This is a genomic window from Streptomyces subrutilus (genome assembly GCF_008704535.1).
GTDB classification, from domain to species: domain Bacteria; phylum Actinomycetota; class Actinomycetes; order Streptomycetales; family Streptomycetaceae; genus Streptomyces; species Streptomyces subrutilus.
Window position 1 is genome coordinate 5246979 of sequence record NZ_CP023701.1, and the last position, 21541, is coordinate 5268519.

Genomic DNA, 21541 nt, shown 5'->3' on the forward strand with positions numbered 1-21541 from the left:
CGGACGGTAGCCTTGGCACGTGCCCCGTCTCTCTGAAGTCATCGCCGCGCTGGACGCTCTGTGGCCCCCCTCGCGGGCCGAGCAGTGGGACGCCGTCGGCACCGTCTGCGGCGACCCCGACGCCGAGGTCACCCGCGTCCTGTTCGCCGTCGACCCGGTCCGCGAGATCGCCGACGAGGCGGTCACCCTCGGCGCCGACCTGATCGTCACCCACCACCCGCTCTACCTGCGGGGCACCACCACCGTCGGGGCCGGCACCCCCAAGGGCCGCGTCGTGCACACGCTGATCAAGCACGACATCGCGCTGCACGTCGCCCACACCAACGCGGACACCGCCGACCCCGGCGTCTCCGACGCCCTGGCCGGCGCCCTCGACCTGCGCGTGACCGGCCCGCTGGTGCCCGACCCGAGCGACCCCGCCGGCCGCCGCGGCCTCGGCCGCCTCTGCGAGCTCGACCACCCCGAGACCCTGCGGGAGTTCACCGCCCGCTGCGCGGCCTGGCTGCCGCCCACCGCGCAGGGCATCCGCGTGGCCGGCGACCCGGACGCGCCGATCCGCCGCGTCGCCGTCAGCGGCGGCTCCGGCGACAGCCTCTTCGAGCAGGTCCGCGCCGCGGGCGTGGACGCCTTCGTCACCGCCGACCTGCGCCACCACCCGGTGTCCGAGGCCCGCGAGCAGAGCCCGCTCGCCCTCGTCGACGCCGCCCACTGGGCCACCGAGTGGCCCTGGTGCGAACAGGCGGCCGCGCAGCTCGACGCGATCTCCGAGCGCAACGGCTGGGGTCTGCGGACCCACGTCTCGCGCACGGTCACCGACCCGTGGACGGCGCACGCGCCGTCCGTCACCACCCCTTCTCTCCCTGGAGCCCCCAACTGAACGCCGAGCCCGCCGACCAGATCCGACTTCTCGACGTCCAGGCCCTGGACGTCCGGCTGTCTCAGCTCGCCCACAAGCGCAAGTCGCTGCCCGAGCACGCCGAGCTCGACTCGCTCACCAAGGACCTCGCGCAGCAGCGCGACCTGCTCGTCGCCGCCCAGACCCAGGCGAGCGACACCGCGCGCGAGCAGACCAAGGCGGAGCAGGACGTGGACCAGGTGCGCCAGCGCGCCGTCCGCGACCAGCAGCGGCTGGACTCGGGCGTCGGCGTCTCGGCCCGGGACCTGGCCAACCTGCAGAACGAGGTCGTCTCCCTCGCCAAGCGCCAGGGCGACCTGGAGGACGTGGTCCTGGAGGTCATGGAGCGTCTGGAGGGCGCGCAGGAGCGCGTCGCCGCGCTGACCGAGCGGGTCACCTCCCTGGAGGCCAAGACGGCGGACGCCACCGCGCGCCGCGACGCGGCCACCGCCGAGATCGACGCCGAGGTCGCCAAGGTCACCAAGGACCGCGAGGTCATCGTCGGCTCCATGCCGACGGACCTGATGGCCCTCTACGAGAAGATCCGCGTCAAGCAGGGCGGGGTCGGCGCCGCGCGCCTCTACCAGCGCCGCTGCGAGGGCTGCCGCCTGGAGCTCGACATGGCCGAGGTCAACGAGATCAAGGCCGCCGCCCGCGACCAGGTCGTCCGTCACGAGAACTGCGGCCGCATCCTGGTCCGTACGGCCGACTCGGGCATCTGATGCCCCGGTTTGTCGTGGAGGCGGACGGCGGCTCCCGGGGCAACCCGGGGCCCGCCGGCTACGGCGCGGTCGTCCTCGACCCGGCGTCGGGCGAAACGCTGGCCGAGCGCGCCGAGTACATCGGCGTCGCGACGAACAACGTGGCGGAGTACAAGGGCCTGATCGCCGGGCTCAAGGCCGCGCGGGACCTCGCCGCGGACGCGGTGGTCCTGGTCCGGATGGACTCCAAGCTGGTCGTCGAGCAGATGTCGGGCCGCTGGAAGATCAAGCACCCGGACATGAAGCCGCTGGCCGCCGAGGCCGCGAAGGTCCTGCCGCGCGCGCAGGTCACGTACGAGTGGATCCCGCGCGAGCGCAACAAGCACGCGGACCGGCTCGCCAACGAGGCCATGGACGCGGGCAAGCGCGGCGAGCGGTGGGATCCCTCGGGCTCCACGGCCGTCTTCGACCGCGCCGCCGCCCCCGCCCTCCCGCCGGCCGGCCCCCCGGGCGACCCCGTCGCGGGCGCCGCGGCGGTCCGGGCGGCCCTGGCCGCCGGTACGGGCGCACGTGCCGGGGCCCCGGCGGGCCGCCCGGCCCCGGCCGCGCAGGCCGTCGCCGACACGCTGTTCGCGGACACGGCGGCCCGGCCGGTCCACCCGGAGGCCGCCGACACGATCGAACCGTGCCTCGACTCCACCACCCAGACGATGCCGGAACCGGCCCCGGCGGGCCCGGCGACGGCCGCCGGCCCGACCGCCCGCGCGGCCGGGAGCACCGCCGGGAGCACCGCCCCGGCGGCCCCCGGCTGGGGCCCCGACCTCGGCACCCCCGCCACCTTCGTGCTGCTGCGGCACGGCGAGACCGCCCTCACCCCGCAGAAGCGCTTCTCGGGCAGCGGCGGCAGCGACCCCGAACTGTCCGAGGCCGGCCGCCGGCAGGCCGCCGCGGTCGCCGAGTCGCTGGCCGCCCGCGGTACCGTCCAGGCCGTCGTCAGCTCGCCGCTGCGCCGCTGCCGCGAGACGGCCCAGGCCGTCGCGGACCGCCTCGGCCTCACCGTGACCGTCGAAGAGGGCCTGCGCGAGGTGGACTTCGGGGCCTGGGAGGGCCTGACCTTCGCCGAGGTGCGCGAGCGCCACCCGGAGGACCTCCAGGCCTGGCTGGACTCCCCGCGGGCGGCCCCGACCGGCGGCGGCGAGAGCTTCGCGGCCGCCACCCGCCGGATCTCCGCCACCCGCGACCGGCTGCTGGCCGCGCACGCGCGCCGCACCACGCTGCTGGTGACCCACGTGACCCCGGTGAAGATCCTCGTCCGCCTCGCCCTGGGCGCCCCGCCCGAGTCCCTGTTCCGCATGGAACTCTCCGCGGCCTCCCTGTCGGCGGTGGCCTACTACGCGGACGGCAACGCCTCGGTCCGGCTGCTCAACGACACGGCGCACCTGCGCTAGGGCCCGTCATCGTGGCGGATCACCGGGGCCGTCGGAAAAGAAGTGGGCGGGGACCGATGAGTCCGTCCATGATCCACAGTCATAGACCACGACTGCCGCACCGCAGCCACGAGGGTGGCCGGGCGGGCACCGGCCGCACCCGCCGGGACGCGGACACGAGACACAGAGGAACCCGAGATGCGCACCCTGATCAGCACCGCCTTCATCTCCCTCGACGGCGTCGTGGAGGGACCGGGCGGCGAGCCCGGCTACCGGAACTCCGGATGGACCTTCAAGGGCGTCGAGTTCCTGCCCGAGGCCTTCGAGATCAAGGGCCGGGAGCAGAAGGAAGCCGCCGCGATCCTGCTGGGCCGGACCAGCTACGAGGCGTTCAGCCCGGTGTGGCCCGACATGGAGGACTTCGCCGACTACAAGGCGATGCCGAAGTACGTCGTCTCCACCACCCTCACCGAGGACGACCTGGTGTCGAACTGGGGCGAGACCACGATCCTGCGCTCGCTCGACGAGGTCGCCGCGCTGAAGGAGACCGAGGGCGGCCCGATCATCGTCCACGGCAGCGCCGCCCTGAACCGGGCCCTCTCGGACGCCGGTCTCATCGACCGCTACCACCTGCTCGTCTTCCCGCTGCTGCTGGGCGCGGGCAAGCGGCTCTTCAGCGCCACCGACAAGGACGCGCAGAAGCTGAAGCTGGTCGAGCACGAGGCCTACGCCAACGGCCTGCAGAAGAACGTCTTCGACGTCGTCCGCTGACCGGACCCCCGCACCGACGACCCGCACCGACGACGTGTGACCCCCCGCCACAGGTGGCGGGGGGTCACACGTCGTCGAGGACGACAGACGAGCCGGCCTGTACGCCGGGTTCTGTCTCCCGGAGACCTCGCGGTCGCCGGGGAGACGGCCATCCATCTAGGACCGGCGTTGCCACCGGCCTCGTGCGGTCTACCCGCGAACTCGGGCGGGCAGCCCTCGGACGTTCGCGCAGGGCCGTCCGGAGACGACCCCTCTTGACCTTGCTCCGGGTGGGGTTTACCTAGCCGCCTGGGTCACCCCAGGCGCTGGTGGTCTCTTACACCACCGTTTCACCCTTACCGGGGACCGAAGCCCCCGGCGGTCTGTTTTCTGTGGCACTGTCCCGCGGGTCACCCCGGGTGGGCGTTACCCACCACCCTGCCCTGTGGAGCCCGGACGTTCCTCGGCGGGATCCTGGGACCCCGACGCGGCCGCCCGGCCGACTCGTCTGTCGCGCTGACCATGCTACCGGCTGCACCGCGGCCGCTTGACCTTGACGCAGCGGCAACGTTTCTACCGGAGCCATGCGGATCGGAGAGATCGCCGCGCTCGTCGGGCTCACCCCCCGGGCGATCCGGCACCCCGGGCGGTCAGGCCACCCGGGCGGTCAGGCGGGGGCGAACAGCACCTTGGCCGTGCCCGGGTCCGCCTGCGTCAGCCGGACCCGGATGCGCTCGCCCAGCGGCAGCGGCCGCCCGGCGGGGGACTCGACGCGGCCGACCACCGCAGGATCCTCCAGATGGACGGTGCCCACCAGCGGCTCCCGGTCGCGGACCTCGATCACCGTGGCCTCGAAGGTGTCCCCGACGCGGTCCTTGAGGAGGGCGGCCTCGACCAGGTCCACGGACTCGCGCTCGGCGGTGTTCGCCCGCCGGGTGCCCTCCGCCATCTCCTTGGGGAGCGCGGCCAGCGCCGACACCACCCACTCCGGAACCCCGGCGCCCGCGGCGGCGGCCAGGCACAGTTCGCCGGCGTAGCGGTCCACGAGCCGGCGCAGCGGCGCGGTGCAGTGGGCGTACGGGGCGGCCACCGCGGCGTGCACCACCGGATCGGGGGTGTAGCCGCCGGTGAAGACGGTGTAGCCGGCGCCCCGCAGCAGCGCCGTGCACTCCTGGAGGAAGGCGGCGTGGTCGGGGCGGTGCGGATCGAGGGAGCGGACGAGCTCGGCGTACGGGACGTGGTGCGGCCAGTCGATCCGCAGCGCCCGCGCCGCCCGCCGCAGCCGCCCGACGGCGCCGGCGGGCGCGGTGGGCAGGGTGCGCAGGATTCCGGTCCCGGCGGCGAGCATCAGGTCGGCGGCGGCCATGCCGGTCATGAGGGAGACCTGGGCGTTCCAGCCCTCGGCGGGCAACGGGGCCCGGTAGACGAGCCGGTAGCCGCCGTCGTGCTCGACGATCTCCTGCTCGGGGACGTTCAGCGAGATGCCGCCGCGCTCGCGCTCCAGGGCCTCGCGGAGCCGGCCGACCTCCCGGAGCAGGGCGAGCGGCTCCTCGGCCGTGCCGCTGTCGATCGCCCGCTGCACGCCCGCGTAGTCCAGCTTGGCCCGGCTGCGGACCAGGGCCCGGCGGACGTCGGTGGCCTCGACCCGGCCGTCCGCGTCCAGGTCCAGGCGCCACAGCAGCGCCGGTCGGGTCCGGTCGGGCAGCAGGCTCGCCGCGTCCTCCGACAGGACGGGCGGGTGCAGCGGGACCTTCTCGTCGGGGAAGTAGAGGGTGCTGACGCGCTGGTGGGCGGCCGTGTCGAGGGCGCCGCCGGGGGAGACGAAGGCGGCGACGTCGGCGATGGCGTAGTGCACGCGGTAGCCGCCGCCGGACCGTTTCGCCAGGTGCACGGCCTGGTCGAGGTCGACCGAGGCCGGCGGGTCCACGGTGAAGAGCGGGAGGTCGGTGGCGTCGAGCTCCGGCAGCCGGGGGTCGCCGGCGGCCCGCTCGGCCTCGGCGAGGGCCTCGGCCCCGAACTCCTCCGGCACGTCCAGCTTCGTCCGCAGTTCACGCAGCGCGGCCCGCAGGGCAGCCCCGTCTGCGCCGGTCATGTGCATACGACGGCGTGGCATGCACCGAGCCTAGGGCCTTTCGGCCGCGCCGGGAGGGTGGCGGCGGCCGCGGATCCGGGCCGCCCCGCCCGGAACGCGACCGGCCCCGGCGGGCCCCGCGGCCGTCCCGGAGGGCGGCGCGGCCCGTCTACCCTGGCTCCGGGGCCGCATCCCCTGCGCCGTGTCGTACCGAAGGAGAACCACCGTGCTCGTGCTGCTGCCGCCGTCCGAGGGAAAGGCCGCCGGCGGCTCCGGCGCGCCGCTGGAGCCGCAGACGCTGTCGCTGCCGGGACTGGCCCCGGCCCGTGCGCGGGTGCTGGAGGAACTGCTCGACCTGTGCGCGGGCGACGAGCTGAAGGCGCGCGAGGTGCTGGGCCTGAGCGAGGGGCTGCGCGCCGAGGTCGCCAAGAACGCCGCGCTGCGCTCGGCGCCGGCCCGGCCGGCGGCCGAGACGTACACCGGCGTGCTCTACGACGCCCTCGGCCTGGCCGCCCTGACCCCGGCCGCCCGTGAGCTCGCGGACGCCACCCTGCTCGTCTTCTCGGGCCTGTGGGGCGCGGTCCGCACCACCGACCGCATCCCCTCCTACCGCTGCTCGATGGGTGTCAAGCTGCCCGGCCTCGGGGCGCTCGGCGCGTACTGGCGCGGGCCGATGGCCGAGGTGATGCCGCAGGCCGCCGGGGACGGGCTGGTCCTGGACCTGCGCTCGTCGGCGTACGCGGCGGCGTGGAAGCCCAAGGGGGAGGTGGCCGGGCGGACGGCGACGGTGCGGGTGCTGCACGCGCAGTGGGTCGACGGGGTCGAGAAGCGGTCGGTGGTGAGCCACTTCAACAAGGCGACCAAGGGCCGGCTGGTCCGGGACCTGCTGCTCGCCGGCGCGGTGCCGGCCGGACCGGCGGAGCTGGTGACGGCCCTGCGGGACCTGGGCTACACCGTCGAGGCCGAGGCCCCCGCGAAGAGCGGCAGGGCGTGGTCGCTGGACGTGGTCGTGACGCAGATCCACCACTGACGGGTCCACCACTGACGGGCACGCCGGCACCCGCCACCAGCGGGCCCCGGCACGACCGAGCCCCTCGTACGGCCGGAGCGCGGCGGCCGTACGGGGGGCTCGGTCGTGCGGTCAGCGGCCCAGGGGCCAGGCGACGGCCGCCGGGGTCTGGGCCGAGCTGCCCGCGTACCGGGCGCAGGCGTCGGTCAGGGTCTCCAGCAGGGTCAGCGGGTCCGGCAGCGGGTGCTCCATGCCGCGCACCCAGGTGACGGCCTGGTCACCGGGCAGGGCCGCGGGCGGGACCAGGACGTAGCTGCCGCGGCAGTGCCAGCGCAGGCCCGGGTGCTCGTCCATCGTCTCGGGGTGGCAGTCCAGTTCGCAGGGCCACCACTCGTCCTCGTCCTCCGGGGTGCCCCGGGTGGCGGTGAAGAACAGCATCCGGGCCTGGTCGCCCGTGCCGCCCGACTCGGCGACCGGACCGACCTCGATCCCGGCCTCCAGCAGCCGGGCCAAGGCGCTCGCACCGGCTTCCAGGGGCACGTCGAGCACGTCGTGCACCATGCCGGTAGCGGTGACGAAGTTGGCCTGGGGCTGGTTGCGCGCCCACCGCTCGACCTGGGCGCGGTCGGTGGTGGACTGGGTCTGCCAGGCGAAGGAGACGGGGTGGCGGGCGGGCGTCGGACAGCCGATCCGGTCGCACGAGCACCGGTAGCCGGCGGGATGGGCGGCGGGGGCGAGCGGCAGCCCGGCGGCGGCGACGGCCAGGAGGAGCGCCTCGCGCTCGCGCGCGGGATCCTCGGCGGCGGGCTTCTGCCGCCGGCGCAGCCACTGGGACATCCTGCTCTGCTCGCCGCGCGTGACGCGGCCGGACTCGGACCCCATCTATCCCCTCACCCACACCGTTGCCCCGGAAGACCCTCACATGCTCCCACCATCCTGCGCCCCGGGTGACCGGACTCCTCAACCGGGGGGTTGGGGATGGGGAGGGGGTAACACCCAGATAATCATACAAATCGTGCGGATGTTCCCGGCCGGACGCGCTCCCCGGCCGGTCAGCCCGCGGTGACCTTGGCCACCCCGGCCAGCACCCCGTCCACGACGGCGTCGGTGTACGCGTGCGTGAGGGGGGCGGTGCGCAGCAGCCAGCGGTACGTCAACGGACCGAGGAGCATCTCCACCGTCAGGCGCAGATCGGTATCCGGCGCCAGCTGACCCGCGTCCCGGGCCGTGCGCAACCGTGCCTCGTACAGGGCGAGCTGCGGCTCCAGCACCCGTTCGGTGAAGCGGGCGCCGAGCTCGGGATCGGCGGCCCCGGCCGCCGTCAGGGCGCGCGCGGGAGCCTCGTACTTCTCGTCGTTGAACTCGTCCACCGTCGCCCGCAGCACGTACTTGAGGTCGGCGGCCAGGTCCCCGGTGTCCGGGAAGCCGGTCCAGCCGGACCCGGCCCCGGCGTCCCCGGACAGGGCCAGCGAGGCGTCCAGCAGGACGGCGGCCTTCGACGGCCACCAGCGGTAGATGGTCTGCTTGCCGACCCCGGCGCGGGCGGCGATGGCCTCGACGGTCAGCCGGTTGTAGCCCACCTCCCCGACCAGGGCGAGGGCGGCGTCGAGGATGGCGCGCCGGGATCGGTCGCTGCGGCGCGCGGGGTCGGGAGGCTTGGGCATGCCGAGAACGTACCAATGCGAGACGTCTCGTCTCCCGCGGGTCCGGTAAACCACCCGATCAGTTCACTGCGCGCGCCCCCCTTGAGGAGAGACGATTCTCTCCACACCCGTCGCGAGGCGGGTCGTGAAAGTCGTGAGGAGCCTTCTTTGCGCAGAGACGCCACACCCCGGCGCTACCTGATGTGCCCACCCGCACACTTCAAGGTCACCTACTCCATCAACCCGTGGATGGATCCCACGAAACCGGTGGACCTCCCGCTGGCGCTCGCCCAGTGGGAAGACCTGAGAGACCGCTACCGCGCGCTCGGCCACACCGTCGAGACCCTCGTACCGGACCCCGCCCTGCCCGACATGGTCTTCGCCGCGAACGGGGCCCTCGTCGTCGACGGCCGGGTGCTCGGCGCCCGGTTCGCCCACCGGGAGCGGGCCGCCGAGGCGGCGATCCACCTGGCCTGGTTCCGGGAACGCGGATACCGGGAGGTCCTCGAACCCTCCCACGTCAACGAGGCGGAGGGCGACTTCGCCGTCACCGCCTCCTACCTGCTGGCCGGCCGGGGCTTCCGGTCCAGCCCGCTCTCGCACGCCGAGGCGCAGGAGTTCTTCGGCCGGCCCGTCATCGGCCTGGACCTCGTCGACCCGCGCTACTACCACCTGGACACGGCGCTCAGCGTCCTCGACGGCGACGAGGTCATGTACTACCCGGACGCGTTCTCGCCGGGCAGCCGGGCCGTGCTCCGGCGCCTGTTCCCCGACGCCCTGATCGCGGACGGACAGGACGCGGCGGCGCTCGGCCTCAACGCCGTCAGCGACGGCCGGCACGTCCTGCTCCCCCAGGCGGCCACCGGCCTCCTGGCACCCCTGCGCGACCGGGGCTTCGAACCGGTCCCGATGGACCTGGGGGAGCTGCTCAAGGGCGGCGGCAGCGTGAAGTGCTGCACGCAGGAGCTGCGGCCCTAGGTCGTGCACGGCCGCCGGCTACTCGGCCGGCGGCCACTGCCGGCCCCAGTCGGCGTCCCGCGCCGCCTTGTAGAGGGCGCCGTGGCGCTTGGTCACGGTGGCCCGGGTCAGCCCCGTCTCCGGGCCCGCCCCGGCCTCCGGCGGGCCGCACAGGTCCAGCAGGACCAGGCCCTTGCGGATCTGCGGCCTGCGCGTGATCCGCGCGGGCACCGGCTCCACCGGGAAGCGGGCCGCGGCGACGTAGCTGAACTTCTCGTCCTCGTAGGCCAGGGAGCCGCCCTTGACCTGCCGGTGCAGCGAGGACCGGCTGACCCGCGCCGAGAAGTGGCACCAGTCCTGGCCCACCTCGATCGGGCAGGTCCCGTCGTGCGGGCACGGTGCGGCCACCCGCAGCCCGGCCGCGATCAGCTGCTCGCGCGCCTCGCGGATGCGCAGGTACCCCTCCGGCGTGCCCGGCTCGATCAGCACCACGGCGCGGCCCGCCCGGGCCGCCTCGGCCACCACGGCCGTACGGGCCTGCGCGGTCAGCTCGCCCAGTACGTACGACACCGTCACCAGGTCGGCGTCGGGCAGGGCCAGGCCGGAGCCGATGACGGCCCGCCGCCAGCCCGCGCTGCGCAGAGCCGGGGAGGCGGAGGCGGCCGCGAGCTCCTCGCCGAGGGCGAGGGCCGGCTCCGCCCAGTCCAGCACCGCGGTCTCGCGGGGTCCGTCCCAGGTGGCGTCCACCGCCCAGGTCGCGGCCCCCGTGCCGCCGCCCACGTCCACGTGCGAGCCCGGCACCCAGTCGGGAGCCGCCTGCGCGAGGCCGTCCAGGGCCGCGCGCACCGCCTCGAAGGTGGCGGGCATCCGGTACGCCGCGTACGCCACCACGTCGGAGCGGTCGCGCAGGACGGGCGCGTCGGTCGGGGTCTGCCCCCGGTAGCTGGCGATGAGCCGTTCGACGGCGGCCGAGGCCTGCTTGGGCGGGAGCCCGTCGAGCAGCCGGCCGAGCGTGCTGCGGAGGGTCTCGGCGGTGGTGGGGGCGGAGGCGTTCACCTGCGAAGTTTACGGCGCCGGTGCGGCGGCCCGGTCCGCGCCCGGCGCCGGACTTCGTGACCATGTCACCGCTCTGCGACAGCGTCGTCCGGGAACGAGGACGCCCGGCCCCGGGGGCCCGACGGCCCCGCATAGTGATCGAACACGCACCGGGGAGCCGAACCGCTTCCGCCGCGACCAGCGATCACCAAGGGGAACCCCATGTCCGGCAACCGTCGCAAGGCCCTCCTCGTCTCCGCCGCCCTCGTCGGCGGCGCCCTGCTGATGACGGCGTGCCAGAGCGCGGGTGCGGCCACGGACACCGGCGCCGCGCAGGGCGCTCCGGCCGCGGCCCCCTCCGCCCCGTCCGCCGCTCCCGCCGACGCCGCGGCCGCACCCGCCGGCGCCCCGGCCACGGGCGGCAACCAGGGCTCCGCGAACCGTGCGCCGAAGGGTGCGGCCAAGGGCTCCGACGCGTCGGCCAAGGGCACCGGCGGGGCCGGTTCCGGCGCCGACACCGGCGCGGGCGGGCGGCAGCCGGTCCGGCAGTCCTGCGCCGCGAGCGACATCGCGTGGAGCACCCGGTCCGAATCCCAGGCCGGCGGCTACGTCCTGATCATCGCGAAGGCGAAGCCGGGCGTCACCTGCGTCCTGCCGGGCACGTTCCCGATCGTGGCGTTCGGTTCCGACGGCACCGAGGCGGGCCCCGCGGAGCACTCGGTCGGCGAGCCGATCACGCTGAGCGGGAACACCGCCGCCTACGCCGGGGTCAACCCGAAGACGACCCGCGAGGACGGCGGCCGGGAACTCGACTTCCTCGTCGTCGCCGTCGACAGCGACGACCCCGCCCCAGTGTCCCTGCCGGTCGGTGCCCTCACCGTCGACAAGCCCGTCGTCACCAACTGGCACACCGCGCCGAAGGACGCCGTCCCCCTCGGCTGAACGGCCCCGGAGCCCCTGCGCGCATCCGTATCCGTACGCGCATCCGTCGCCTACGCCGCCTGCGGCTCGCGCTGCTGCCAGGGCCGGCACAGGCCGACGAAGCAGGCCACGGCCAGCAGCGAGCAGACCAACTGGACGACCGCCATGGGCACCGCGGTGGACTCGCCCGCGATCCCCACCAGCGGTGAGGCGACGGCGCCGACCAGGAACGAGGAGGTGCCGATGAGGGCGGAGGCCGATCCCGCGGCGTGCGGCGTGCGCATCAGCGCCTGCGCGTTCGTGTTCGGCATCACCAGGCCCATCGCCGACATCAGCACGAACAGCCCGGCGGCGATCGGGACCAGCCCCACCTCGCCGAAGACGCCGGTCGACATCAGCAGCAGCGACACCGACGCGGCCGTGATGACGCCCAGACCGACCGCCAGGGCCTTGTCCAGGCTGACCCGGCCGACCAGCAGCTTGCCGTTGACCTGGCCCACGGCGATCAGGCCGACGGAGTTCAGCCCGAACAGCAGGCTGAAGGCCTGCGGCGAGGCCCCGTAGATCTCCTGCACCACGAAGGGCGAGGCCGAGATGTAGGAGAAGAGCACGGCGAAGGCGAAGCCGCCGGCCAGGGTGTAGCCGGTGAAGACGCGGTCGCCGAGCAGTCCGCGCATGGTCCGCAGCGCCGCTCCCACCCCGCCCGTGTGCCGCCGTTCGGGCGGCAGCGTCTCGCCGAGGCTGCGCCAGACGACCAGGGTCAGCGCGAGGCCGACCACGGTGAGCACGGCGAAGACCCCGCGCCAGTCGGAGAAGCGCAGCACCTGTCCGCCGATGAGCGGCGCGACGATCGGCGCGACCCCGGAGATCAGCATCAGGGTGGAGAAGAACCGGGCCATCTCGACCCCGTCGTACAGGTCGCGCACGACGGCCCGCGCGATGACGATCGCGGCCGCCCCGGCCAGGCCCTGGAGCAGCCGGAAGGCGATCAGCGACCCGGCGGTCGGCGCGAGCGCGCACAGCGCGGTGGCCAGGACGTAGACGACCATGCCGGCCAGCAGGGGCCGGCGGCGGCCCCACTTGTCGCTCATCGGGCCGATCACGAGCTGGCCCAGCGCCATGCCGGCGAGGCAGGCGGTGAGGGTGAGCTGGATCGTCGCGGCCGGGCTGTGCAGGGCGTCGGTGACCTCCGGCAGGGCCGGGAGGTACATGTCCATCGACAGCGGGGGCAGGGCGGTGAGCCCGCCGAGGACGAAGGTGACCAGCAGACCGGTGCGGCGGGCGGCCGCCAGGGGAGCGGCCGCCGCGGGAGCCGGCCCGTCGGCCACCGGGGGTATCGGCCCGGTGGGGGCGCCGGGGGTGACCGGGGTCATCGGAGGGCTCTGGGTTGTGGGGGCTTCGGCGGCGGAGGGTGATGCGGGCGACGACGCGTGCGTGGGGGCCGCCGCGGGGCCTCTCTCCGACATGCGGAACTCCAGTCTTCTCATCTGATCGGTACACCCCTGACCGCCCCATGCTCTCAGCTATCGGAACGGCCGGGGCCGCACGGGCGCTGTGACGTACCCTGCGGCCCCATGAACGAAAGTGGGAAGAAGACCGCCGTGGTGACCGGGGCCGGCTCCGGGATCGGCCGTTCCGTGGCCCTGACCCTCGCCGCCGCCGGCTGGGCCGTGGCCGCGGCCGGCCGCCGGCCCGGACCGCTGGAGGAGACCGCGGCCGCCGCCGGGCCCGGCGCCGACGTGTTCCCCGTCCGGGCCGACGTCGGCGATCCGGACGACGTGACCGCGCTGTTCGCGGCGGTGCGCGAGCGGTGGGGCCGCCTGGACCTCCTCTTCAACAACGCGGGCACCTTCGGACCGGGCGGCGTCCCCCTGGAGGACATCACCTACGAGGCCTGGCGGACGGTGGTGGACGTCAACCTGACCGGCGCCTTCCTGTGCGCCCAGGCCGCGTTCCGCCAGATGAAGGACCAGGACCCGCGGGGCGGCCGGATCATCAACAACGGCTCGATCTCGGCGCACGTACCGCGCCCGAACTCCGTCGCCTACACGGCCACCAAGCACGCGATGACCGGACTGACGAAGTCCCTGTCCCTCGACGGCCGCCCGTACGACATCGCCTGCGGCCAGATCGACATCGGCAACGCCGCGACCGAGATGACCGAGCGGATGGAGACCGGCATCCTCCAGGCCAACGGAGAGCTCGCGGCCGAACCGGTCATGGACGCGGCCGACGTGGCCCGCACCGTCCTGCACATGGCCGAACTGCCGCTCGGGGCCAACGTGCAGTTCGCGACGGTGATGGCGACGAACATGCCGTACATCGGGCGCGGCTGACCCGCACCCCGGCCCGGACCGCCGGCCCGCGCGCACGCGCCCGGCCCCGCGGGAATCAGCTCCGGGGGGCCGGGGTTGTGGCACACATGACGAACGACGTGCTGCGCTACACCGCCTTCTCCCGCGACCCGCAAGGCGGCAACCCCGCCGGGGTCGTGCTCGACGCGGAGGGCCTGGACGACGCCGCGATGCTGGCCGTCGCCGCCGAGCTCGGCTACAGCGAGACCGCCTTCCTGACCGCGCCCCCGCGGGGACTGGCCGGCGAGCCGGGCCGGACCTTCACGGTGCGCTACTTCAGCCCCCGGACCGAGGTCCCCTTCTGCGGGCACGCCACCGTGGCCACCGCCGTCGCGCTGGGCGAGCGGATCGGGCCGGGAGAGCTCGTCCTCGCGACCCGGGCCGGGACCGTGCCGGTCTCGGTCACCTCCGAGGACGGGGCGCTGCGGGCCGTGCTGACCAGCGTCGAGCCGCACACCGAGGAGATCGCGGACGCCGACCTCGCCGAGGCACTCGCCGCGCTGGGCTGGCCCCCGGCCGACCTCGACCCGGCGTTCCCGCCGCGGATCGCCTACGCCGGAGCCCGGCACCTGGTGCTCGGCGCCGCGACCCGGGCCCGGCTCGCCGACCTCGCCTACGACTTCGACCGGCTGGCGGCCCTGATGCGGCGCATGGACCTGGTCACGGTCCAGCTGGTGCACCGGGCGGGCCCGACGGAGTTCCACGTGCGCAACCCCTTCCCGGTCGGCGGCGTCGTCGAGGACCCCGCGACGGGAGCGGCGGCGGCCGCCTTCGGCGCGTACGCGCGGGAGGCCGGCCTGGTGCCGGACGACGCGGTGCTGACCCTGCACCAGGGAGCCGACATGGGCCGCCCGGGGGTGCTCACCGTGGAACTGCGCGCGGGCGACCCGCGGGTGCGGGTCGGCGGCACGGGCGTACGGATCGGCTGACACGGCGCGGCCCGGCGCGGACGGCCGGCGTACGGGTGCCGGGGATACGGAACCCGTACGCGGGCCGTCCGGCCGTCAGCCGACGTCGGCCGTGGAGACGGGGGCGGTCCGGGGCGTCGGCGCGGGCGGCCGGCGCGAGCCGGCGAGGAACAGCGCGAGCACCGGGACCACGTACAGCAGCCACACGACGAGCTGGAGCACCGTCGGGTCGGGCTGGAAGTTGAACACGCCCTTGAGCAGGGTCCCGTACCAGCTGTCCGGGGGGATCGTGGCGCTGATGTCGAAGGCCCGGGAGTTCAGGCCGCCCAGGAAGCGGGCCTCCTGGAGGTCGTGCACCCCGTACGCGAGGACGCCCGCCGCGACGATCACCAGCATGCCGCCGGTCCAGGTGAAGAACTTCGCCAGGTTGATCCTGAGCGCGCCCCGGTAGAAGAGCCAGCCCAGCACGATCGCGGTGGCGATGCCGAGCAGCACCCCGATCAGCGGCGCCGAGGACCCCTCGCCGCTCGCCCGTACCGACGCCCACACGAACAGGGCGGTCTCCAGGCCCTCGCGGCCCACCGCCAGGAAGGCGGTGGCGACGAGCGCGCCGGTGCCCATCGCGAGGGCCGCGTCGAGCTTGCCCTGGAGCTCGGCCTTCAGGTGCCGCGCGGTGCGCTTCATCCAGAAGACCATCCAGGTCACCAGGCCCACCGAGACGATGGACAGGCTGCCGCCGAGCAGCTCCTGCGCCTCGAACGTCAGCTCCTGGCTGCCGAAGGTGAGCAGGGCGCCGAACGCGAGCGAGATCCCGCAGGCGATCGCGATGCCGGTCCACACCGGGCGCAGGGCGTCCCGGCGGCCGGTCTTGACCAGGTAGGCCACCAGGATGCAGACGACGAGGCTCGCTTCGAGCCCCTCGCGCAGACCGATCAGATAGTTGCCGAACACGCTGCTTTTCCTCTCCGGCGGGGACTACGCGAACAGCGTCCGGCCCCACCAGTCGTCCTTGTCGCGGACGCCCGGCGGGACGGCGAAGACGGCCGAACCCACGTGCTGGATGTATTCGTTGAGCGCGTCGTGGCGCGCCAGGTTGCGCTGGACGGGGACGAAGCCGGTGCGGACGTCCCGCTGGTAGGCGAGGAAGAACAGGCCCGCGTCGAGCCGGCCCAGACCGTCGGTGCCGTCGGTGAAGGAGTAGCCGCGCCGCAGCAGGGCCGCGCCGCCGTTGCTGTCCGGGTGGGCGAGACGCACGTGGGCGTCGGGCTTCATCGCCTTCAGGAACGGCTCGTCGCGCTCCTTCGGCTTGCCCACCGGGGCGCCCTCGCCCTTGTCGCGGCCGAAGACGTCCTCCTGCTCCTGGAGCGAGGCCCGGTCCCAGGTCTCGATGTGCATCCGGATGCGCCGGGCGACCAGGTACGAGCCGCCGGTCATCCAGTCGCTGCCGTCGCCCGGCCCGACCCACACGTGCCGCTCCAGGGCCGCCCGGTCGGTGCCCGCGACGTTCCGGGTGCCGTCCTTGAAGCCCATCATGTTGCGCGGGGTCTGCTCGTCGGGCGTGGTCGAGGAGGTCTTGCCGAAGCCGAGCTGCGACCAGCGGACGGCGGTGCGGCCGAAGCCGATGCGGGCCAGCTGGCGGATGGCGTGCACGGCCACCTGCGGATCGTCCGCGCAGGCCTGGACGCACAGGTCGCCGCCGGAGCGGGCCGGGTCGAGGTTGTCGCCGGGGAACAGCTCCAGGTCGACCAGGGCCCCGGGCCGCCGGTCCTCCAGGCCGAACCGGTCCTTGGCGAACAGGCCCGGCCCGAAGCCGATCGTCAGGGTCAGCCGGGAGGCGTGCAGGCCCAGCGCCTCGCCGGTGTCGTCCGGCGGGGCCTCGGGCAGGCCGCCGAAGCCGCCCTCGCCGACCGGCAGCCCGGCCGTCATCAGCCGGGCCGCGGCCGTCCAGTCCTTCAGGAGCGATACCAGCTCGGCGCGGTCCGCGGTCTTCACGTCGAAGGCCGCGAAGTGCAGCCGGTCCTGCACGGCGCTGGCGATCCCGGCCTGGTGCTCGCCGTGGAACGGCACGGCCGTCCCGGAGGAGGCGGCCGGAACGCCGTCGGAGGCGCCCCCGAACGCGGCCACCGCGCCGCCGGCCGCGGCGGCGCCGAGCGCGAGCCCGGCCCCGCCCCAGCCCAGCACCGACCGGCGCGAGGGCGCGGCGGCCGCGGGCACGGCCGCCGTCCGGGCCGCCGCGTCGTCGTTCCCGTGTCCCGGCTGCGCCGCCGGCTCCGACTCGGCCATGGTGTCCTCCTCTGCCTGCCCCGTGCTGCTCGGCGGTTACTTCGCGACGGACGCGGCGAGCTTGGAGAGCGGCTCGGCGAGCGCGTTGACGCCGTCCGACAGCTCCTTGCGCTCCGGCTCGCCGACCTTGTCGTACGAGGTGAAGTCGTAGCCCGCCTTGTCCGCGCGGTACTTGTCGAGCAGCGTGTTCAGGGCCGCGAAGCGGGTGTCGAGCTGCTGGGCGAGCGCCGGGTCGTTCTTCGAGGCGATCGGCTTGAGGAGCTCGTAGGCCTTCTCGGCGCCCTCCACGTTGGCCTTGAAGTCGACCAGGTCGGTGTGCGAGTAGCGCTCCTCCTCACCCGTGACCTTGCCGGTGGCTACCTCGTCGAGGAGCTCCTTGGCGCCGTTGGCCATCGAGGTGGGGGTGATCTCCGCCTGGCCGACCTTCTTCTGCCATTCGGTCAGGTCGGCGATCAGGGTGTCGGCGAGCTTCTTCTCCGCGTCGCCGATCGTGTTGTCGGCCCACAGGGACTTCTCCAGGCGGTGCCAGCCGGTCCAGTCCTTCGCCGGGTCCTGGCCGGCCTCCAGGCCGTCCTCGCGGACGTCGACCTTCGGGTCGATGTCGCCGAAGGACTCGGCGACGGGCTCGGTGCGCTCCCAGCCGATGCGCGAGGCGGCGTACGCCTTCTTCGCGGCCTCGACGTCTCCGGCCTTGACCGCGTCCGCGAAGGCCTGGGCCCTGGGGAGGGTCTCCTCGGCCTGCGCGACCACGTACTGGCGGTAGGCGGCGACCGCGGCGTCGGCCTCGGGGCTGCGCTTCTCGCCGGACGCCTGGCCGGTGACCTTGACGTTCGTGCGGATGCCGTCGCCCTTCATGCCGGGCTTGCAGACGACCTCGTAGTCGCCCGCCTTGATCTCGGCGGTGAGGGAGGCCTTGGTGCCGGGGCCGATGTTCTCGCGCTCGGTCACGATCCGGTCGTCCGGGAAGAGGACGTACAGCTCGGTGACCTTGGAGCCCTTGTTCTCGACGTCGATCTGCACCTTGCCCGCCGGGAACTCCGTCTTGGAGACGTCGCACGCGGTGTCGGAGGCGGCGACCTTGATCGCGCCGTCGCCGCCCGCACCGCTCTTCTCGGCGCAGCCGGTGACGGCGGTCAGCGCGGCCACCAGCGAGGCGGCGGCTACGACGGTGAGGCGGGCGGGGCGCATAGGGGGCTCCTGGGCGTCGGACGGGGGGCCGTCCCGAAGGGGAAAGCCTGGTGAGGCGGACCTAACTTAACCGAGGCTTACCTGACTCTTCCCCGGTCGTCCAGTGATTCGGCTCTCACCGTCGGCCCCCGGACACGGAGCCGTCACGGCTCGTCCACACCCGCCCCATGGACAGGTCAAGCAGGGGTCAAATCGCCCCTCCGGCCGCCGTGTCGGCCCCTCCCCGGGAGGCGGGCGCGACCCGTACCGGAACGACCATCGGGGCACCGCCGCGCGGGTGCGCGAAGACCTCCACCGGCTGCCGGTAGACCCGACTCAGGAGGGCGTCGTCGAACACCTCGGCCGGCGGCCCGGCCGTCGCGATCCGTCCGTCGTGCAGGACGGCGGCCCGGTCCGCGTAGGCGGCGGCCAGCCCCAGGTCGTGCAGGACGACGACCACGGCGTCCCCGGCGGCGGCCCGCTCGCGGCAGATCCGCAGCACCAGCTCCTGGTGGCGCAGGTCGAGGGCGGCGGTGGGCTCGTCGAGCAGCAGCAGCGGTGCCTGCTGGGCCAGGACGCGGGCCAGCGCGACCCGGGCCCGCTCGCCGCCGGACAGGGCGGAGAAGGGGCGCGCCGCGAAGTCGGTGACCTCGGTCGCGGCCATGGCCTCGGCCACCACCCGCTCGTCGGAGTCGGCGAAGGGGGTGCCGGCCCAGGGCGCGCGGCCCATCCGTACGACGTCCTCCACCGGGAACGGGAAGGACAGCGCCGCCGACTGCGGGAGCACGGAGCGGCGCAGGGCGAGCTCGGGGGCGCTCCAGTCGCCGACCGGGCGGCCGTCGATGCGGATCCCGCCGGAGGCCGCGGGCAGGTCGGCGGCGAGGGCCGCCAGCAGTGTGGACTTGCCGGCGCCGTTCGGCCCGACCAGCGCCAGCACCTCCCCGGCCCGGGCGGTGAGGTCGATGCCGGCGAGCACCTCCCGCCCGCCGAGCCGTACGTACAGGTCCTCGATCTCGGCGAGGGCCGCTCCGGGGACGGGCCGGGCCGGGACGGTCCGCTTGTTCCGGGCGAGCAGCCCGGTGAGCCTGCTGGTCACGCCCAGCCTCCTTGCTTGCGGCGGGTGCGGCGCAGCAGCCAGAAGAAGAACGGGCTGCCGATCAGGGCGGTCAGGACGCCGAGTGGCAGCTCGGCGGGCTGGGCGACGGTACGGGCGGCCAGGTCCCCGGCCACCAGCACGACGGCTCCGGCGAGGGCGCTGCCGGGGACGAGGAAGCGGTGGCCGGGGCCGTTGGCCATGCGCAGCAGGTGCGGGACCAGCAGGCCGATGAAGGTGATGACGCCGGCCACGGCGACGGCGGCCGCGGTGAGCAGCGCGACGACCAGGATCAGTGCGAGGCGCAGCCGTTCGACGTCGATGCCGAGGTGGCGGGCGGGCCGCTCGCCGAGCGCGAGCAGGTCGAGGCGGCGGGCGTAGAAGGGGGCGACGAGCAGGCCGGCGAGGGCGCAGGGCAGGACGGCGAGCACCTTCGGCCAGGTGGCCTGGGCCAGGGAGCCGAGCTGCCAGAAGGTGATCTGGTTGACCTGGCCGCTGTCCGCGAAGAAGACGAACAGGCCGATCAGGGCGCCCGCGAAGGCGTTGACGGCGATGCCGGTGAGGATGAGGGTGACGACCTCGGTCTTCCCGCCGTTGCGGGACAGGAGGTAGACGGCGCTCACGGTGACCAGACCGGCGACGAACGCGCAGACCGTGATGGTCCAGTTGCCGAAGAAGGTGAGCCCGAGCCCGATGGCGGCGACCGCGCCGACGGCCGCGCCGGCCGAGATCCCGATGACGCCGGGCTCGGCGAGCGGGTTGCCGAACACGCCCTGCATGAGCGCGCCCGCGCAGCCGAGGCTGGCGCCGACGAGCAGCGCGAGGACCACGCGGGGCAGCCGTACGTTCCACAGCACGCTCTCCCCGACCCGGTCCAGCGGCGCCCCGCCGAGGCCCGCGCGGTGCTGGACGGAGGCGAGCACGTCCCCGAGGGGGATGTCGTACGCGCCGGTTCCGGCGGAGACGAGCGCGAGGAGGGCGAGGGCGGCGACGAGGGCGCCGGTGAGCAGGACCGCCTTGCGGCCGCGGGGCCGGGGCGGGACGGGCGCGCCGCCCGGCCGCCTGCCGGGGGAGGGGGCGGGGGAGGGCGAGGGGGCGGCGTCGGCGGCCGGGGCCGTGGCGGCCGGGGCGGTCGCGTCCGCGCGCGGCGGGTCGTGGGGCAGGGTCACGTCAGGCGCCCTTGCCGTAGAGCTGGGCGACCAGCGAGGTCAGCACCTGGTCGGTGCGGGGGCCGTAGTTGAGCAGGACCCCGTCGTCGATGGTGATCACCCGGCGGTCCATGCCGGCCGGGGTCTCGGCGACTCCGGGGATCTTGACGAGCCCGTCGACGCCGCCGACGGACTCCAGGCCCTTGGACATGACGAGGATCGCGTCGGGGGCCGCGGCCGCCAGCGCCTCGCTGGTGATCGGGGTGAAGTCCTTGCCGAGTCCGGACTCCTTGCCCGTGTCGACCGCGCCCGCGGCCTCCAGCAGCGAGGCCGCGCCGGAGTCGGAGCCGCCGAGCAGGTAGACGGAGGCGGTGCCGCGCAGGTAAAGGAACGCGACCCGGGGCTTCTTCCCGGAGGCGGCCGGAACCTCCGTGCGGGCGGTGGCGATCCGCGCGGCGGTGCGCTCGTTGAGCCGGGTGCCCGCCTCCTTGACGCCGAGCGCGGCGGCCACGGCATCGGTGCGCTTCGCCACGTCCTCCAGCGTCTTGGCCGGGGCGACGACCAGGACCGGGATGCCCGCGTCGCGGATCTGCTGGACCGCTTCGGCCGGACCGCTCGTGGTCTCGGCCAGGACCAGGGTCGGACGCAGCGACAGCACGCTCTCGGCGGAGACGTCGTGGCCCCGCGTCACCACGGGCAGCTTGGCGGCCTGTTCGAAGGTGGCGGTGATGTCGCGGGCGACGACCTGGCCGCCGAGCCCGAGGGTGTACACGATCTCGTTGAGGCTGCCGGTCAGCGGAACGATGCGGTCCGCCGAGGCCACCGTGACCTGCGTCCCGTCGGCCGAGGCCACCGTCACGGGCAGCGCGGGAGCGGGCGGCGGCATCAGCGGCTCCACCCGGTCCGGGGCGGCGGCCGGTGCGGAGCGGGCGGCCGGGCCCGCTGGGGCGGCCGGGCTCCCGCACCCCGTCGCGGCCAGGGCCAGGGCGACCAGAGTGGTCGTCAGGGCCAGTCCGAGACGGGAGGGTCGGAAGGGGCGGGGTGACGCGGCGGGCGAAGGCACGAAGGCACCGTCCTGATCGTGCGACTGGTGAATGTTGCGGGGACCGGGGGGTTCCGCACCCAGCCGCCGGTAGTTTAGGTTAGCCTAACCTGACTTCGCTAGCCCCTGGAGGGGAC

Annotated in this window: 20 protein-coding genes and 1 other RNA gene; 9 read left to right on the top strand and 12 right to left on the bottom strand. The window is 74.6% G+C overall.

The genetic code is table 11. The features are described from left to right. Positions 1-19: 19 nt before the first annotated feature. The 4 genes from CP968_RS23235 to CP968_RS23250 all read left to right on the top strand — a co-directional run bounded on the left by CP968_RS23235 (position 20) and on the right by CP968_RS23250 (position 3794). Entirely contained in the window at positions 20-877 is an 858-nt protein-coding gene (locus CP968_RS23235; protein WP_150519835.1) for a Nif3-like dinuclear metal center hexameric protein, read from the top strand. Beyond that, positions 874-1617 (top strand): zinc ribbon domain-containing protein, encoded by a 744-nt coding sequence (locus CP968_RS23240; RefSeq protein WP_189829166.1) that lies wholly within the window; start codon positions 874-876, stop codon positions 1615-1617. Before CP968_RS23235 ends, CP968_RS23240 begins: the two co-directional genes overlap by 4 nt. Continuing rightward, positions 1617-3044, top strand: a complete 1428-nt coding sequence (locus CP968_RS23245; protein WP_150519836.1) for a bifunctional RNase H/acid phosphatase — start codon at positions 1617-1619, stop codon at positions 3042-3044. Before CP968_RS23240 ends, CP968_RS23245 begins: the two co-directional genes overlap by 1 nt. Positions 3045-3221: 177 nt before the next feature. Beyond that, a complete protein-coding gene (locus CP968_RS23250) occupies positions 3222-3794 on the top strand; it encodes a dihydrofolate reductase family protein (RefSeq protein WP_150519837.1) in 573 nt (190 codons plus the stop codon). Positions 3795-3878: 84 nt separating this feature from the next. Here CP968_RS23250 and rnpB read toward each other — a convergent pair. Further along, positions 3879-4280, bottom strand: an RNA gene (gene rnpB / locus CP968_RS23255) — RNase P RNA component class A. Positions 4281-4440: 160 nt separating this feature from the next. Continuing rightward, positions 4441-5886, bottom strand: a complete 1446-nt coding sequence (locus tag CP968_RS23260) for an RNB domain-containing ribonuclease (protein WP_150519838.1) — start codon at positions 5884-5886, stop codon at positions 4441-4443. A 184-nt stretch (positions 5887-6070) separates the two neighbouring features. Here CP968_RS23260 and yaaA point away from each other — a divergent pair, with 184 nt between their 5' ends. Then, positions 6071-6874 carry a peroxide stress protein YaaA gene (yaaA, locus tag CP968_RS23265; protein ID WP_150519839.1) on the top strand — a complete coding sequence of 268 codons (804 nt, stop codon included), beginning with the start codon at positions 6071-6073 and terminating at the stop codon, positions 6872-6874. Positions 6875-6985: 111 nt separating this feature from the next. Here yaaA and CP968_RS23270 read toward each other — a convergent pair whose 3' ends face one another. Next, positions 6986-7735, bottom strand: a complete 750-nt coding sequence (locus CP968_RS23270; protein ID WP_150519840.1) for a bifunctional DNA primase/polymerase — start codon at positions 7733-7735, stop codon at positions 6986-6988. Positions 7736-7905: 170 nt separating this feature from the next. Further along, positions 7906-8517: a TetR/AcrR family transcriptional regulator gene (locus tag CP968_RS23275; RefSeq protein ID WP_150519841.1), complete on the bottom strand. Its 612-nt coding sequence runs from the start codon at positions 8515-8517 to the stop codon at positions 7906-7908. Between the two features lie 15 nt (positions 8518-8532). Between CP968_RS23275 and ddaH the strand changes: the two genes are divergently transcribed. Continuing rightward, positions 8533-9474, top strand: coding sequence for a dimethylargininase (gene ddaH, locus CP968_RS23280; RefSeq protein WP_341873775.1), 942 nt, complete (start codon positions 8533-8535; stop codon positions 9472-9474). Positions 9475-9492: 18 nt separating this feature from the next. Here the strand turns inward: ddaH and CP968_RS23285 are convergent, their stop codons facing one another. Next, positions 9493-10509 carry a small ribosomal subunit Rsm22 family protein gene (locus CP968_RS23285; protein WP_150519843.1) on the bottom strand — a complete coding sequence of 339 codons (1017 nt, stop codon included), beginning with the start codon at positions 10507-10509 and terminating at the stop codon, positions 9493-9495. Between the two features lie 201 nt (positions 10510-10710). Between CP968_RS23285 and CP968_RS23290 the strand changes: the two genes are divergently transcribed. Further along, positions 10711-11430: a DUF4232 domain-containing protein gene (locus CP968_RS23290; RefSeq protein ID WP_150519844.1), complete on the top strand. Its 720-nt coding sequence runs from the start codon at positions 10711-10713 to the stop codon at positions 11428-11430. A 50-nt stretch (positions 11431-11480) separates the two neighbouring features. On the opposite strand, the gene CP968_RS23295 is transcribed toward CP968_RS23290, so the two are convergent. Further along, the gene (locus CP968_RS23295) at positions 11481-12875 is read right to left on the bottom strand and encodes a Bcr/CflA family multidrug efflux MFS transporter (protein WP_150519845.1); all 1395 of its coding nucleotides are present in this window, start codon (positions 12873-12875) and stop codon (positions 11481-11483) included. A 108-nt stretch (positions 12876-12983) separates the two neighbouring features. Here CP968_RS23295 and CP968_RS23300 point away from each other — a divergent pair, with 108 nt between their 5' ends. Beyond that, a complete protein-coding gene (locus CP968_RS23300) occupies positions 12984-13745 on the top strand; it encodes an SDR family oxidoreductase (protein ID WP_150519846.1) in 762 nt (253 codons plus the stop codon). A gap of 86 nt (positions 13746-13831) precedes the next feature. After that, positions 13832-14692, top strand: a complete 861-nt coding sequence (locus CP968_RS23305; RefSeq protein ID WP_150519847.1) for a PhzF family phenazine biosynthesis protein — start codon at positions 13832-13834, stop codon at positions 14690-14692. A gap of 75 nt (positions 14693-14767) precedes the next feature. On the opposite strand, the gene efeU is transcribed toward CP968_RS23305, so the two are convergent. From efeU to CP968_RS23335, 6 genes are all read right to left on the bottom strand, one after another. Beyond that, the gene (gene efeU, locus CP968_RS23310) at positions 14768-15622 is read right to left on the bottom strand and encodes an iron uptake transporter permease EfeU (RefSeq protein WP_150519848.1); all 855 of its coding nucleotides are present in this window, start codon (positions 15620-15622) and stop codon (positions 14768-14770) included. Between the two features lie 24 nt (positions 15623-15646). Further along, complete coding sequence (gene efeB / locus CP968_RS23315; RefSeq protein WP_150519849.1) at positions 15647-16954, bottom strand: iron uptake transporter deferrochelatase/peroxidase subunit; 1308 nt, start codon at positions 16952-16954, stop codon at positions 15647-15649. A gap of 36 nt (positions 16955-16990) precedes the next feature. Then, positions 16991-18142 (bottom strand): iron uptake system protein EfeO, encoded by a 1152-nt coding sequence (gene efeO, locus CP968_RS23320; protein WP_150519850.1) that lies wholly within the window; start codon positions 18140-18142, stop codon positions 16991-16993. 187 nt (positions 18143-18329) lie between these two features. Continuing rightward, positions 18330-19217, bottom strand: coding sequence for a heme ABC transporter ATP-binding protein (locus CP968_RS23325; RefSeq protein ID WP_373304141.1), 888 nt, complete (start codon positions 19215-19217; stop codon positions 18330-18332). Then, entirely contained in the window at positions 19214-20383 is a 1170-nt protein-coding gene (locus CP968_RS23330; RefSeq protein ID WP_229886920.1) for a FecCD family ABC transporter permease, read from the bottom strand. The genes CP968_RS23325 and CP968_RS23330 overlap by 4 nt, the downstream gene beginning before the upstream one ends. A 1-nt stretch (position 20384) precedes the next feature. Continuing rightward, a complete protein-coding gene (locus CP968_RS23335; protein WP_150519851.1) occupies positions 20385-21425 on the bottom strand; it encodes a heme/hemin ABC transporter substrate-binding protein in 1041 nt (346 codons plus the stop codon). Between the last annotated feature and the right edge of the window lie 116 nt (positions 21426-21541).

Excerpts from the sequence above, each read along its gene's own strand:
- efeO (WP_150519850.1), bottom strand. The coding sequence starts at position 18,142 with ATGCGCCCCGCCCGCCTCACCGTCGTAGCCGCCGCCTCGCTGGTGGCC.
- CP968_RS23250 (WP_150519837.1), top strand. The coding sequence starts at position 3,222 with ATGCGCACCCTGATCAGCACCGCCTTCATCTCCCTCGACGGCGTCGTG.
- CP968_RS23260 (WP_150519838.1), bottom strand. The coding sequence starts at position 5,886 with ATGCCACGCCGTCGTATGCACATGACCGGCGCAGACGGGGCTGCCCTG.
- CP968_RS23295 (WP_150519845.1), bottom strand. The coding sequence starts at position 12,875 with ATGTCGGAGAGAGGCCCCGCGGCGGCCCCCACGCACGCGTCGTCGCCC.
- ddaH (WP_341873775.1), top strand. The coding sequence starts at position 8,533 with ATGCGAGACGTCTCGTCTCCCGCGGGTCCGGTAAACCACCCGATCAGT.
- CP968_RS23300 (WP_150519846.1), top strand. The coding sequence starts at position 12,984 with ATGAACGAAAGTGGGAAGAAGACCGCCGTGGTGACCGGGGCCGGCTCC.
- CP968_RS23275 (WP_150519841.1), bottom strand. The coding sequence starts at position 8,517 with ATGCCCAAGCCTCCCGACCCCGCGCGCCGCAGCGACCGATCCCGGCGC.
- CP968_RS23290 (WP_150519844.1), top strand. The coding sequence starts at position 10,711 with ATGTCCGGCAACCGTCGCAAGGCCCTCCTCGTCTCCGCCGCCCTCGTC.
- efeB (WP_150519849.1), bottom strand. The coding sequence starts at position 16,954 with ATGGCCGAGTCGGAGCCGGCGGCGCAGCCGGGACACGGGAACGACGAC.
- CP968_RS23245 (WP_150519836.1), top strand. The coding sequence starts at position 1,617 with ATGCCCCGGTTTGTCGTGGAGGCGGACGGCGGCTCCCGGGGCAACCCG.
- CP968_RS23270 (WP_150519840.1), bottom strand. The coding sequence starts at position 7,735 with ATGGGGTCCGAGTCCGGCCGCGTCACGCGCGGCGAGCAGAGCAGGATG.
- CP968_RS23305 (WP_150519847.1), top strand. The coding sequence starts at position 13,832 with ATGACGAACGACGTGCTGCGCTACACCGCCTTCTCCCGCGACCCGCAA.